Source organism: Nakamurella aerolata, assembly GCF_013002705.1.
GTDB lineage: Bacteria > Actinomycetota > Actinomycetes > Mycobacteriales > Nakamurellaceae > Nakamurella > Nakamurella aerolata.
Genome location: NZ_JABEND010000003.1, coordinates 280715 through 292691, shown reverse-complemented (window position 1 = coordinate 292691; position 11977 = coordinate 280715). Strand labels below are relative to the sequence as shown.

Below are 11977 nucleotides of genomic sequence, written 5' to 3'. Positions count from 1 at the left end.
CGCGGGCCGAGGTCGCCGCTCTTTGAGTTGAATTGCTGGCCCAGCTGCGCGCTGATGCGCACGAGCCAGGCCGGTATGCGGCCCGGGGGCAAACCTGAAATCCCGTGCCACTGGGCCGGATCGGCGCCGAAACCTGGCCGGATCGGCGCCGGCTGGGCGTCGAATCCGGGCGGGTCTCGCCACCGCGGCAGCGGCGCGGTCTAATGGGCGCATGGATCCGCGTGCCGGTACCCCCGCCCAGCCCAGCGACCTGATCGACGTCGACGCGCTGCTGAGCGCCTACACCGAGATCGAGCCGGACCCTTCGGTGCCGGATCAACGCGTGGTGTTCGGTACCTCGGGGCACCGTGGGTCGGCCTTCGACGCCGCTTTCAATGCCAACCACATCCTCGCCATCACCCAGGCCATCTGCGAGTACCGGGCACAGCAGGGCACCGACGGTCCGCTGTTTCTCGGCGCGGACACCCACGCGCTGTCCGCGCCGGCCACCGAGTCGGCCCTCGAGGTGCTGGCGGCCAACGGCGTCACCGTGATGCTCGACGTGCACGACGGCTACACCCCGACCCCGGCGGTCAGCCACGCGATCTTGAAGGCCAACCGCAACCGCACCAGCAAGCTGGCCGACGGCATCGTGGTGACGCCGTCGCACAATCCGCCGCGGGACGGCGGTTTCAAGTACAACCCGCCCAACGGCGGCCCGGCCGATACCGACGCCACCAGCTGGATCGCTGCCAGGGCCAACGAGTTGCTCGAGCACAATCTCGAAGGGGTGCAACGGGTTTCGCCGCAGCAGGCCCGCGACGCCGACACCACCGGCTTCTACGACTTCCTGGCCGGTTACGTCGGCGATCTGGACAGCGTGCTCGACATGGACGCCATCCGCGACGCCGGCGTGCGGATCGGCGCCGACCCGCTCGGCGGTGCTTCGCTCGCCTATTGGCAGCGGATCGCCGAGCAGTACGGACTCGACCTCACCATCCTCAACGACCAGATCGACCCGACCTGGCGGTTCATGACGCTGGACTGGGACGGCAAGATCCGGATGGACTGCAGCTCGCCGTCGGTGATGGCCGGCACCGTCGCCAGGTCGGCCGGCTACCAGATCGTCACAGGTAACGACGCGGACGCCGACCGGCACGGCATCGTGGTGGACGGAAAGCTGATGAACCCCAACCACTATCTGTCGGTGGCCATCGAGTACCTGTACTCGCACCGGCCGGAGTGGGCGGCGTCGATGGGCGTCGGGAAGACCCTGGTTTCCAGCTCGATGATCGACCGGGTGGTCGGCAAGCTCGGCCGCCGGCTGGTTGAGGTGCCGGTGGGTTTCAAGTGGTTCGTCCCCGGCCTGATCGACGGATCCATCGGCTTCGGCGGCGAGGAGTCGGCCGGAGCGTCGTTCCTGCGCCGCCGCGGCACCGTGTGGACCACCGACAAGGACGGCATCCTGCTGGCGCTGCTGGCCTCGGAAATCCAAGCGGTGACAGGGGAATCGCCGGCCGCGCATTACCAGGCGCTGACCGCCGAGTTCGGTGACCCGGCCTACGCCAGGGTGGACGCCCCGGCCACCAAGGAGCAGAAGGCCAAGCTGGCCAAGCTTTCTCCCGAGGACGTCACCGCAGACACCCTGGCCGGGGAGAAGATCATCGACCGGCTGGTGCGGGCGCCGGGCAACGACGCCCCGATCGGTGGGCTGAAGGTGACCACCGAGAGTTCGTGGTTCGCGGCCAGGCCGTCGGGCACCGAAGACGTCTACAAGATCTACGCCGAGTCGTTCCGTGGCCCCGAGCATCTTGCCCAGGTGCAGGACGCCGCTCGCCAGGTGGTCTCGGCGGCGCTGGAGTAACCCGGTACGGGCTTCTGTACCCGCGCAGCGACCGGGGGCGGGGTTTTATCGGCGGCCAGGTTTCGGTGGCTGTTGGCCGGTGCGACGCTGCGCGAGGGCCGCTCGGACCTGCGCGATCACCTCGTCGGGTCGCTCGATGATGTCCTGCCAGGTGAACCGCAGGATCAGCCAGCCCGCGAGCACCAGCGCGTTCTGCCGTGTCCTGTCGTGCTGGAACGCGGCCGGAGTGTCGTGGGTGCTGCGTCCGTCGATCTCCACAGCCACCCGCTCCCTGCGGCGCGGGAAGCTGCTGAGATCGGACATAGGGTGGCGCCGCACGAGGACACCCCGCTCACAGATCTGGTGCGCGTCGCGCAGGCCGCCGGCCGCCAGATGGAGGCTCAGCAGTGGGCGAGGGCGGTGCTGCGAGAGCATGCCGCGGAGTACATCGAGGACATCGAGAACGTCGAGACGATGCTGCCCTATCGGAACTATTCCCGAGAGGGCTGCGGCGCGCATGAGTATCGGGTTGGCCGCCGCCGGTGGCGCCGTGGGCGGTGTCGGCGGCACCATTGCCTGGACTGTCGCAATCCGGTTGTGCGGCACCTCGACCGGCCGGACCAACCTCCACCAGCGCGTCGTGATCGTGCTGTCCGTGGTCCTCGCGGCTGCTACAGCATATTCCTGGCGCCACTGGTCGACGATCGCATAGCTGTTACTGCATATGGGGTTTTCGCCGTTGCGATCCTGTCCGCGGCGTTGGTCGATGTCGCGGAGATGCGTCTACCCGACCTGATCACCTTGCCCCTGATCGGTGTCGCGGTCGCGGTCCTGCCGTGGCTCACCGACGGTGACGGCTGGGATCATGCCCGCCCGATCTTCGGTCTGCTCGCTGCGGGCGCCTGGGCCTTCCTCGTCGCGATCCTTGCCGGTCAGTCCCTCGGCGACATCAAGCTCGCGGCGGCGATCGGCGGCTGGCTCGCCTGGCACTCCTGGCTCACCTTGGCGGCCGGGGTCATGGTCGGACAGATCCTCGTCGTCGCGGCCGTCGGGATCCGCGGCTATCGCCGCCGCCGCGTCGGCCTGCCCGTCGACGACACTCCACTCGGCCCGGCCCGGCCCGGCCCGGCCCGGCCCGGCCCGGCCCTGGCCGCCGGCGCCGTTGTCGGCCTCGTTATAGGACTGACCTGACCGCCGGTCGACGGGTGGACAGAACCGGTCGCTGGTCAAGGTCGTCAAGGCTGATGCCGGCTCTCTGTAGGCGTCGACCCAGGGCTTGTCACCGCAGAACGCGGCCGACTTGCTCGTCAGCCCGAGCTTCCCAGTCGGCCGCGGACACCTCGCGACACAAGCCCGTATTACCGGTAATAGAGGGATGGTCGGTGAAGGGCACGATCGCAGGACTGAACTCATCCGAATCCGGAGGTACCGATGTCCGTCGCCACAGCGCCACAGCCCAGCCGATTTCTCGCAAAGGTGCTCCGCGATCTGAGGGTGACACGGGAAATGCTCGCTGACCCCGACGGAAGCGATCCTGCTCTGTCGGTCCGTGCATCCTCCGGACCGGACGCACTGGAGCTGAACGCGGCGTGTCTGGCGTTGCCGGACTATGCACGGGAGCTGGGTGTGGCGGGAACGCCGCTGCTGTGGTCTTGGCCCGGATACACCTACCCGGCGGGCCAGAACCGGCGGGACGAGCTGCTGCACGCCGCGGCCCTGCTGGTTGCCGCTGTTGAGCGGATCGATATGGGCTACCAAGCGGGCTCGGCCGGAACTGCGCGTCGTCGACCAGAAGCAGGGATAGTGAGCGCGACCCCGCGACTGCCGGTGTGGGCCGGTGCTGTGATCGTCGACGAGCTCGATCGGCTGCTACTGGTGAAGGGTTCCGACAGCCGGGCGTGGGACATCCCCGGTGGATACCTGTCTGCTGGTGAGGATCCGGTCACTGGACTCGTCGGGCGGTGACGGACACAGTCGGCGCCATCGTCGCGGTGCAGCGGCTGATCGGTCTGCACAGCCAGATTCGGGACGGCTTGTCTCTGGTGTTCGGTGCCTGGCAGATCGGCGGAGTGATTGCTGCCGGGAGCGGGATGGAGAGCGTCCAGTGAGTGCCGAAGACGTCGGTGCCGCGGGTGATGTGGCCCCGGCGCGCGACGCAGTTGTTCGGTGCAGCGGAATCGGCCGGTCCGGGCGGTGTAGTGATCACCGTTCCCGTCCAGAACGTGACTGATCTCGGCCGGATTGCCGCTACCGCGGCAGGACCGCAGGTGGTGTTGTGATGATGACGCAAGCAGCGGCACCGCAGGTGGTGACCGATCCATGTGGTGCGATCCTGTCGAACCTGGCGTGGGCGCTGACAATCCCAGCGGTTGTGATTGGAGTGCTGGTCGTCGGATAAGGGCTTCTCAAGCCCTTCGGCCAGGTGACATGACCGTCGCCGGGCCAGTGTTCGTTGGGCTATTCACCGCCCCAGCGCCGGCTGTGCAGCCCCCGAAAGCGCCCCGGCCAGTAGTGGTGTCAGCAACATCCTGCTGCCCGGGCTGCCCGACCGTGGGAGAGCCCTTGACAGCCGACGAGGACTGACCGATACTCATTACGTGACGCCCGTCACATGTGTGAATGTTGGCCTTCGGGGGGGGGCACAGTGAAAATGAGATCGATCCGGACACTAGGAACCGTTGCTGGCGTGGCTGTCCTGATCGCAGGCGCTTTCGCGCCCATGTCATCGGCCGCTTCGCCCTCGCCCGCGTCGCTGCCCGACCCCGGAAGCGCAGCGGACTTAGCCTGGCGTGCAGACGTCGCATCGTTAACTACAGCGTTTCCAGACGACTTCGGCGGAGTCTGGTATGAGGCAGAATCGCGACAATTTCGCGTCTACACAACGCAATCTTCACAAACGGCGCATGCCCGGTTGGCATCCATTGCCACATCGGACTTGGCAGCCGACCTGAGCTCACGGGTCGAGTTTGTCGAATCTCCGTACTCGTACAGCGACCTGCTGCGCGCCCAGGCGACGCTAACGCGTGAGATCCAGAGCGGAGAAGCTCCGTTTCCCGGAATTCAGGGATGGGGTCCGGATGATGAAACTGGCAAATTCCGGCTGTCCGTATTCGGTTACAAACCAACAGCAGACCAGCTGGCAAAACTGGAGGAGAACTTAGGAGCATCGGTGGTACTCGTCCACGATGCAGGCGAGACTGTCCCTGATGCCGGCCGCCAATCGGATACCCAGCCCTATTACGGCGGAGGGAGGCTGAACACCCCGACGGGCATCTGCACTACCGGCGTGGGTGTGGTCAGGAACGGTGCTAAACGCCTGCTGACCGCAGGGCACTGCGGCACCGGGACCATGAAGACGGGCGCAGGTGTAACAATCGGGACGGTCACGGAACGAACCTTCGGAAACTCCTCCATCGACGCGGAGCTCGTCTCAGCTCCGGCGGTCGCCGGCCGAATTTTCATTGGCTCGGCGACTAGCGCGGAAAGCTTGGCCGTGAAGCAGGTGCGTCCCTTCGGCGCCGGAGACCAGGGGACGGTATGCATCAGTGGATCGGTGACCGGAGAAAAGTGCGGAGGCTCTGTTACCGCAATTACGCAGACTCGGTCCTACGGCGGGCAGGTGGTCTGCTGCATCACGGAGATAAATAACACCTTTTCAATGGCGACCGGTGGTGATAGTGGTGCCCCTTCGTATATAAAGATGTCGGGCGGAGTACCCATTGGCGGAATACACGTCGCAGCACAGACTGGGTCCAATATCAGGTACGAGATGCAAATTCAGCATATTATTTCCAAGTACCCGATGTCTGTGCAGACAGGCTGACGGTTGCAGTGTTATTCTGCAGCAATGACAGGACCATGGCGTCAAATCGGTATGTCGACTGTCGCCGTGTTGCTGGGCCTCGGTGCGATCGGTCTGACCAGCGTGAGCGGGTGCACAGGGTGCGATAGCTCAGCCCCGGCCGCCCGGCTGACGGTGCAGACTAAAGGTTCAGGCGCTACTCCCATGGCTGAAGTCAAAGCGTGTGTCGGGGATCGGTGCGGTAGTACGGCGTACACCACCGACGCAAGTGTTGTCGTACTAATCTCCGCCACGCCGGACGAGATGGACACTGCGCAATCCAAGGGCGTAGTCGTTTCCCTGGTTGACAAATCGGGACGAACGGTGAAATCAGAGAGTTTCCCAAGAATCGAGAGCCACAGATCCTCGCTCGAGGCGCCTGGAGGGTGCAAGAAGCCCGTCTGGGAGGCGTCAGTCTCGATGAGCAGTACCTAGATCCGGGTGGCCACGCTTGCTGCCTTGATCAGCGCGGCGGCAATTGCTGACCAGGGCAGGTCGTCAAGACTCGCGCGAATCGCGTCTCGGTCGGCGCGGCTGACCGATAAGCCGTAGCGGGTTTTCACCCCGACCTGATGCGCCATGTATGAGCATCGCGCCGAGAACAGGGGCGGCAGCCATCGCCTGGCATTCTGGTCTGACTTGGCCCGGTTCACCGATCCGTGGTGGCGGTGAGGTTTAGCGATCGTGGGCCAGGTAGCGGCGCTGCCGCTCTGTCAAGCGGTTCGCGCCACTGACCCAGGCGTCCCCCAGTGCCACGCGATGATCGATGGGAACCTCGCCGGCAGCCGTCGCGGGTACCCGCCTTGAACACGACCTGGGTCATCGACCAGGCAAGAATCCCGTTACGAGTTATCCGCAGCACTCGGTCCAAACGGGAGGGACGGACGCCGGTCAGGCGCTGACCGCCGAGTTCGGTGACCCGGCCTACGCCAGGGTGGACGCCCCGGCCACCAAGGAGCAGAAGGCCAAGCTGGCCAAGCTTTCTCCCGAGGACGTCACCGCAGACACCCTGGCCGGGGAGAAGATCATCGACCGGCTGGTGCGGGCGCCGGGCAACGACGCCCCGATCGGTGGGCTGAAGGTGACCACCGAGAGTTCGTGGTTCGCGGCCAGGCCGTCGGGCACCGAAGACGTCTACAAGATCTACGCCGAGTCGTTCCGTGGCCCCGAGCATCTTGCCCAGGTGCAGGACGCCGCTCGCCAGGTGGTCTCGGCGGCGCTGGAGTAACCCGGTACGGGCTTCTGTACCCGCGCAGCGACCGGGGGCGGGGTTTTATCGGCGGCCAGGTTTCGGTGGCTGTTGGCCGGTGCGACGCTGCGCGAGGGCCGCTCGGACCTGCGCGATCACCTCGTCGGGTCGCTCGATGATGTCCTGCCAGGTGAACCGCAGAATCAGCCAGCCCGCGAGCACCAGAGCGTTCTGCCGTGTCCTGTCGTGCTGGAACGCGGCCGGAGTGTCGTGGGTGCTGCGTCCGTCGATCTCCACAGCCACCCGCTCCCTGCGGAAAGCCAGATCCAGATAGAACAGGCCGATCGGGGTAAGCACCGGGTGGTTCGCTGTCCACCCGGTGATCCTGGCCCTGCGGAACAGCACGTGGGTGCGGCGCTCGGCCGCCGACCACGGCTCCGCCCGGGAATCCAGCAGTAGCCGGCGCCGCGAGTTGTTTCCCGGCCGGTTCGGGTGGGCCCGCAGCGCGGCATTCAGATCGGCGAGGCTGGCGGCCCGGGTCCGCAGCACCATGTCGATGCCGTCGCCGCCGACCTCGTCCACCAGATCCAGTGCGGTGAGCGCAGGGTGGCTGAGCCAGGCAAACCCGTTCCAGTAGCGCCAGTCTCGGTCGATCCGGCGTTCTGTGCCGCTCAGCAACGGCGTGCTCGCCGCGCCGAGGCCGGCAACGGTGAGGCCGCGGGCCGGGTAACTCGACCAGTACGACAGCGCGGCAGCCGCCGCCCCCAGCACCGTTGCGTCGACCCGGTAACGGCAGACCGCCGCGGCGAGCGTCGTCAGATCGCCAGCTGCCGCCGCCGGTACATAGATACCGGGTAGTACCCGGACGAGCTCACCCGAACGCGCCGCCCGCTGGGCCGCAGGGGCCAGGGTGGGCTGCTTGCGAACCGCGATCATGGGACAACGGCGGGTCAAGTTCCGGGTGCATGCAGGCATGCTGGCCCGACCGGGACCGCACCATCCAGGGCGAATCCGGGATTGTGGATCGAATATCGAGGTGTGGACAACCATGGTGGTCAGCTGGGTGGTGTAGGGGCTGGGTGTCGGCAATCCGGGTCGCGTGCGGTTCTCGGGCCGCAAAACAGGGTTGAACCTGCCACCCGACCCGGATTGACGACATCGTGGCCGTGCAACCGCCCCGGCTGCCGGTCCGTCCAAGCGGCATGACTACCTGGACTCGTCGCCTCGCCGCCGGCATCGCCGGCACCGCGGCCGCGTTGGCGCTACCGCTGGTGAGCACCGCGAACGTGGCGCACGCCTGCGCCTGCGGCGGCTACATCCCGGCGGAGAACGGCACCGCGACGGTCACCGAGGAGAAGGCGCTGGTGCGGTTCGCCGACGACGGCACCGAAGACATCTACCTTGCACTCACCCTCGACTCCGACGTCAGCACCGGCGCGCTGCTGTTCCCGGTGCCGGACAAGAACGCCACCGTCAGGGCCGGCCCGAAGGAGCTGTTCGCACAGCTGGAGTTGGCTTCCCGGTCCTCGAGCGGCGACACCACCGGAGCACCGCAGGCTGCCGGCGAAGGTGTTGACCACGCCGCTCCGGTCGAGGTCAACAGCCGGCAGAACATCGGACCGCTCGACGTCGCCACGCTCACCACCACCGAGTCCGGCTCGCTGCAGAAGTGGTTGACCAGCAACGGTTTTGCCACCAAGCCGGCGCTGATCGAGCAGACCCAGGTGTATCTGGACGAGGGCTGGAGCTTCATGGCGGTGCGGCTGCGCCCCGAGGCGGACACCGGAAGCGGATTGACCGGCGAACTGGATCCGCTGCACGTGCGCTTCAAGACCGATGAGCCGGTGTACCCGATGCGGTTGTCCGAACGGGCCACCCAGACCCAGCAGGTCACCCTCTACACCCTCACCACCGGCCCGACCACCCTGCGCGGACCGAGTCTGCCGCAGACATGGCAGGGCTATCTCCAAGGCTCAGCGGGTTACGCGGTGCGCGAGGTCGCGGAGGGCCCCACCACTTATCTCTCCAAGTGGAGCGGATACCTGGAGCCGTCCGCCATCACCGACGACTTCCACTTCGCCGCGGCCGAGCCGGCCCCGGCGACGACCGGCGCGAGCACAACGCCGCCGACGGATCACCTGGGGGAACGCGCCGGCGCCTCGGCCCGGTCGAACGGGCCGTGGCCGTACCTCGGCGGTGCCGGGGTGCTCGGGGTGGCGGTGCTCGTCGCGGTGGGCGTGGCGTCGGCGCGGCGCCGGCAGTCCGCCGCCAGGCGCTGACCAGCTGGGCCGGGCTCATCGAGCGGGAATGTCGGCAATCGGGGTCGGGTGTGGTTCTCGGGCCGCGAAACGGGGCCGAACCTGCCACGCGACCCGGATTCGCGACATCTGCGCGTGGCGCCAGGTGCGCGGGCAGCAACCGTGAGAGCCGTGGCTCAGCCGACCAACGCCAGGTGCGCGGGCAGCAACCGTGAGAGCCGTGGCTCAGCCGACCAACCGCTCCAGCAGCGCCGATGCGTGCGGCGCCAGCTCGGCGTCGGTGTGCGCGCGCTCCTCGACGTAGGCCAGCCGGCCGTCGGCGGTGACGCCGTACAGCCGGGTGGCACCGACCACCGGCACCGCGGTGGGGGTGCGCAGCACGCCGTCGGTGGTCAGCGCCCAGGACGCCGGCGACCGCTGCTGGCCGTAGAAGACCTCAAGCCGGCCCTCGGCGTGCGCCAGCAGCAGCTCGATCGACCCGTCCGGCTGCGGGCGCAGCCAACCCACCTCGCGCGGGCCGGGGGTGGGGCCGTCGGCACCGAGCAGCCAGATCACCGACTCGAAGCGCAGGAACGGCCGCCCGTCGTGGGTGATGGAGATCTGCTGACCGAAGTCGGGCGCGGTGTCGGGGCCGCCCGGCTCGTTGCCGAAGCTGCCCTCGCCGCGCCACACCCCGACCAGCGGGAGCAGCGGCAAACAATCGGGGTGCAGCTCTGGGCCCTGGCGCAGGTTCGCGGTGTCGGCCGGTATCGGCAGCGGCGGGACGTCCGACAGGTTCTTGCCTCTGGTGGAATCGGCCCGCACATCGGCCGCGGCGATCGCCTCGTCACCGCTGGTGCGAGCCGGGCCGGTAGCGCTGTCGCCGCCGGCGGGGCCGGCGGGCTCCGGTGCTGAGGGTGCCGGTGGGGCAGACTCCGGTGGGGAAGGCTCTGATGGTGTCGGATCTGATGGTTCGGTCACCGAGTTCGCCTTTCGCCGACGGCCAGCCGCACGGTGATCCAGCCGAGCACGATCGCGACGGCCAGCGCCGCCAGGACCAGCACGCCGGTGAAGATCACCTCCCACATGCTCGGCAAGGCTACCGGCCGGCGGAGATCAGCCTGCCGATCTGCACGTTGCGAGTCTCGGCGGTGACCACCAGCGTGCTGCCGTCGGCCCGCACCGAACCCGACGCAATGGTGACCGGCAGGTCGGTCAGCGGCACCGAGAAGTTCAGCTGCCGCACGAACTGATCGGCCAGCGACGCGTTCAACCCGCCGGGCAGCTCACCCACCAGGCGCTCTCCGGTCAGCCGCAGGGTGTTGTCGGTGACGGAGGCGCTCACCTCGGCCGTCACCGGCAACGACTGGCCGGCCGCGCTCAGCGTGGTCGACACCCGCACCGCGTTGTCGGCGCCGCTGGTCACCCGCAGCCGCGGTTGGTTGAGCCCCGTGCCGAGCGACTCGCTGGGGATCCGCGCGGTGACGTCGGCCCGGCCGGCCGTCAACTGATCGGCCCGGCCGCCCAGCGCGTCGGACAGCGGCAGGGTCACGTCGTACAGCTCGGCGGCGATGTCGATGCCGGTGAGCCCGTTGCTGCGGAGATCGTTCGCGGTCAGGGTGATGTGCCCGTACTCGCCCTGCACCGCCTGCCACAGGAACGAAAAGCCGTGGATGTCGACGCCGGGGGCCGGCGTGATCGAGGCCCGTTGGGCGATGGCCTCACCGGTCTTGGACTCGGCGATGGCCCGGCCGGCGAAGTCGGCGCCGACCAGCAGCACCGCAAGGATGAACAACGCGATCAGTAGCTTGCGCACCGCACCAGTGTGCCTGCCGCGGAAACGTCATTCGGTCAATTGCGGCAACGCCCAGCGCGGCCCTGGGCGGGCGGTGGCGCCTGCTGCCCAGCTGTGGCGTCGGCGGCCCAGCGGGCGATGCGATCGATGAGTGCGGCTGAGGTGCCGGCCTCGGCATGACGCATCCGCGGCTCCACCCACAGCTCGGCGCGGCCGCCCGCCGCGGTGGCCAGCAGCCGCCCGTCGTCCGGGGTGAAGTAGTCGTCGGCGTCGCCCTGCACCAGCAGCACCGGCACCGCGATGCTGCCGATCACCTCGAGCGGCGACGGCGGCACCTGTCGCCACGGCCCGCTCAACCGCAGCCCGATCCAGCGGGCGGCGAGCGGGCCGAGCGGGTGCTCAAGAATCCAATGCACCCGCCGCATCGCGGGTGACTGCCGGATGAACCAGCGGGACGGCGGCGACACCGCGACCACCGCGTCCGGCCGGTGCTCACCCAGCACCGCCTGGATCAACGCGACCGCTCCGCCCATCGAAAAGCCAACGAGCACAACGGGATCGGCGCTGCGGGATCGGGCCAGCGCGACGGCCGCATCGGTGTCGAGTGGCTCGTCCCGGCCGACGCTGGAGCGTCCGCCCGACCCGCCGTGGCCGCGGAAGTCGACGGCCAGCACCGAGCCGTGCCTGGCGAAGCCGTCGATCACCCTGCGGGTGGCCGGCTGCTCGATGGAGTGCGCCATGCCGTGCGAGACCACCAGCGTGAGTCCCGGCGGGCCGGGCACCCACACCCCGGCGAGGTCGACGTCGTCGCTGGTGGTGAGGTGTACCGGCGTGCCGGGCAGCAGACCGCTGTCCCGGCGCGGTGGTCGGCCCCAGCGCCCGGCCAGCGGCCGGCGCAACGCGGCGGTCAGCGTGGACAATGCGGGCACCCGGCGATTGTGCACCCGGCGATATGCGCGGTCCGGCCCAGGGCCGCCAGCCGCGGTTCGCACCCGGGGCGCGGGGGCCGGGCCGGCGTCGCGGCCGCCCGGCGATGCAGCCGTGATCGATAGGATCGTGGTCAGCCGGCCCGGCCGGTCCAGCCTGCTGGGCC

Annotated in this window: 12 protein-coding genes and 1 pseudogene; 7 read left to right on the top strand and 6 right to left on the bottom strand. The window is 68.4% G+C overall.

The genetic code is table 11. The features are described 5' to 3' along the window. Positions 1–211 precede the first annotated feature (211 nt). A complete protein-coding gene (pgm, locus tag HKD39_RS07395) occupies positions 212–1843 on the top strand; it encodes a phosphoglucomutase (alpha-D-glucose-1,6-bisphosphate-dependent) (RefSeq protein ID WP_171199210.1) in 1632 nt (543 codons plus the stop codon). Between the two features lie 45 nt (positions 1844–1888). On the opposite strand, the gene HKD39_RS07390 is transcribed toward pgm, so the two are convergent. After that, entirely contained in the window at positions 1889–2161 is a 273-nt protein-coding gene (locus HKD39_RS07390) for a DUF559 domain-containing protein (protein ID WP_171199209.1), read from the bottom strand. Here HKD39_RS07390 and HKD39_RS20000 point away from each other — a divergent pair. The 4 genes from HKD39_RS20000 (at position 2150) to HKD39_RS07370 (ending at position 5645) form a co-directional block, all read left to right on the top strand. Beyond that, positions 2150–3013, top strand: a complete 864-nt coding sequence (locus tag HKD39_RS20000; protein ID WP_212754177.1) for a prepilin peptidase — start codon at positions 2150–2152, stop codon at positions 3011–3013. The genes HKD39_RS07390 and HKD39_RS20000 overlap by 12 nt on opposite strands. A gap of 315 nt (positions 3014–3328) precedes the next feature. Beyond that, positions 3329–3787, top strand: a complete 459-nt coding sequence (locus HKD39_RS07380) for an NUDIX hydrolase (protein ID WP_171199207.1) — start codon at positions 3329–3331, stop codon at positions 3785–3787. Next, entirely contained in the window at positions 3784–3930 is a 147-nt protein-coding gene (locus tag HKD39_RS07375) for a hypothetical protein (protein WP_171199206.1), read from the top strand. Before HKD39_RS07380 ends, HKD39_RS07375 begins: the two co-directional genes overlap by 4 nt. 578 nt (positions 3931–4508) lie before the next feature. Beyond that, complete coding sequence (locus HKD39_RS07370) at positions 4509–5645, top strand: chymotrypsin family serine protease (protein ID WP_171199205.1); 1137 nt, start codon at positions 4509–4511, stop codon at positions 5643–5645. Between the two features lie 449 nt (positions 5646–6094). Here the strand turns inward: HKD39_RS07370 and HKD39_RS07365 are convergent, their stop codons facing one another. Then, positions 6095–6316, bottom strand: coding sequence for a hypothetical protein (locus HKD39_RS07365; RefSeq protein ID WP_171199204.1), 222 nt, complete (start codon positions 6314–6316; stop codon positions 6095–6097). Positions 6317–6472: 156 nt separating this feature from the next. Here HKD39_RS07365 and HKD39_RS07360 point away from each other — a divergent pair. Continuing rightward, positions 6473–6891: pseudogene (locus HKD39_RS07360) on the top strand (phosphoglucomutase, alpha-D-glucose phosphate-specific); the annotation flags it as partial. 45 nt (positions 6892–6936) lie between these two features. On the opposite strand, the gene HKD39_RS07355 reads toward HKD39_RS07360, so the two are convergent. Further along, complete coding sequence (locus HKD39_RS07355) at positions 6937–7788, bottom strand: endonuclease domain-containing protein (RefSeq protein WP_171199203.1); 852 nt, start codon at positions 7786–7788, stop codon at positions 6937–6939. Positions 7789–8054: 266 nt separating this feature from the next. On the opposite strand from HKD39_RS07355, the gene HKD39_RS07350 reads away from it, so the two are divergent. Continuing rightward, entirely contained in the window at positions 8055–9131 is a 1077-nt protein-coding gene (locus HKD39_RS07350; RefSeq protein WP_171199202.1) for a DUF2330 domain-containing protein, read from the top strand. A 204-nt stretch (positions 9132–9335) separates the two neighbouring features. On the opposite strand, the gene HKD39_RS19425 is transcribed toward HKD39_RS07350, so the two are convergent. From HKD39_RS19425 to HKD39_RS07335, 3 genes are all read right to left on the bottom strand, one after another. Continuing rightward, positions 9336–10070 carry a heme-binding beta-barrel domain-containing protein gene (locus HKD39_RS19425; RefSeq protein ID WP_171199201.1) on the bottom strand — a complete coding sequence of 245 codons (735 nt, stop codon included), beginning with the start codon at positions 10068–10070 and terminating at the stop codon, positions 9336–9338. 118 nt (positions 10071–10188) lie between these two features. After that, positions 10189–10905, bottom strand: a complete 717-nt coding sequence (locus tag HKD39_RS07340) for an LmeA family phospholipid-binding protein (protein WP_171199200.1) — start codon at positions 10903–10905, stop codon at positions 10189–10191. A gap of 35 nt (positions 10906–10940) precedes the next feature. Continuing rightward, a complete protein-coding gene (locus tag HKD39_RS07335) occupies positions 10941–11813 on the bottom strand; it encodes an alpha/beta hydrolase (RefSeq protein ID WP_343074632.1) in 873 nt (290 codons plus the stop codon). Positions 11814–11977: the final 164 nt, after the last annotated feature.

What these genes read in the sequence shown, in the direction of transcription:
- HKD39_RS07355 (WP_171199203.1), bottom strand. Translation starts at nt 7,788, where the DNA reads ATGATCGCGGTTCGCAAGCAGCCCACCCTGGCCCCTGCGGCCCAGCGG.
- HKD39_RS07350 (WP_171199202.1), top strand. Translation starts at nt 8,055, where the DNA reads ATGACTACCTGGACTCGTCGCCTCGCCGCCGGCATCGCCGGCACCGCG.
- pgm (WP_171199210.1), top strand. Translation starts at nt 212, where the DNA reads ATGGATCCGCGTGCCGGTACCCCCGCCCAGCCCAGCGACCTGATCGAC.
- HKD39_RS07380 (WP_171199207.1), top strand. Translation starts at nt 3,329, where the DNA reads ATGCTCGCTGACCCCGACGGAAGCGATCCTGCTCTGTCGGTCCGTGCA.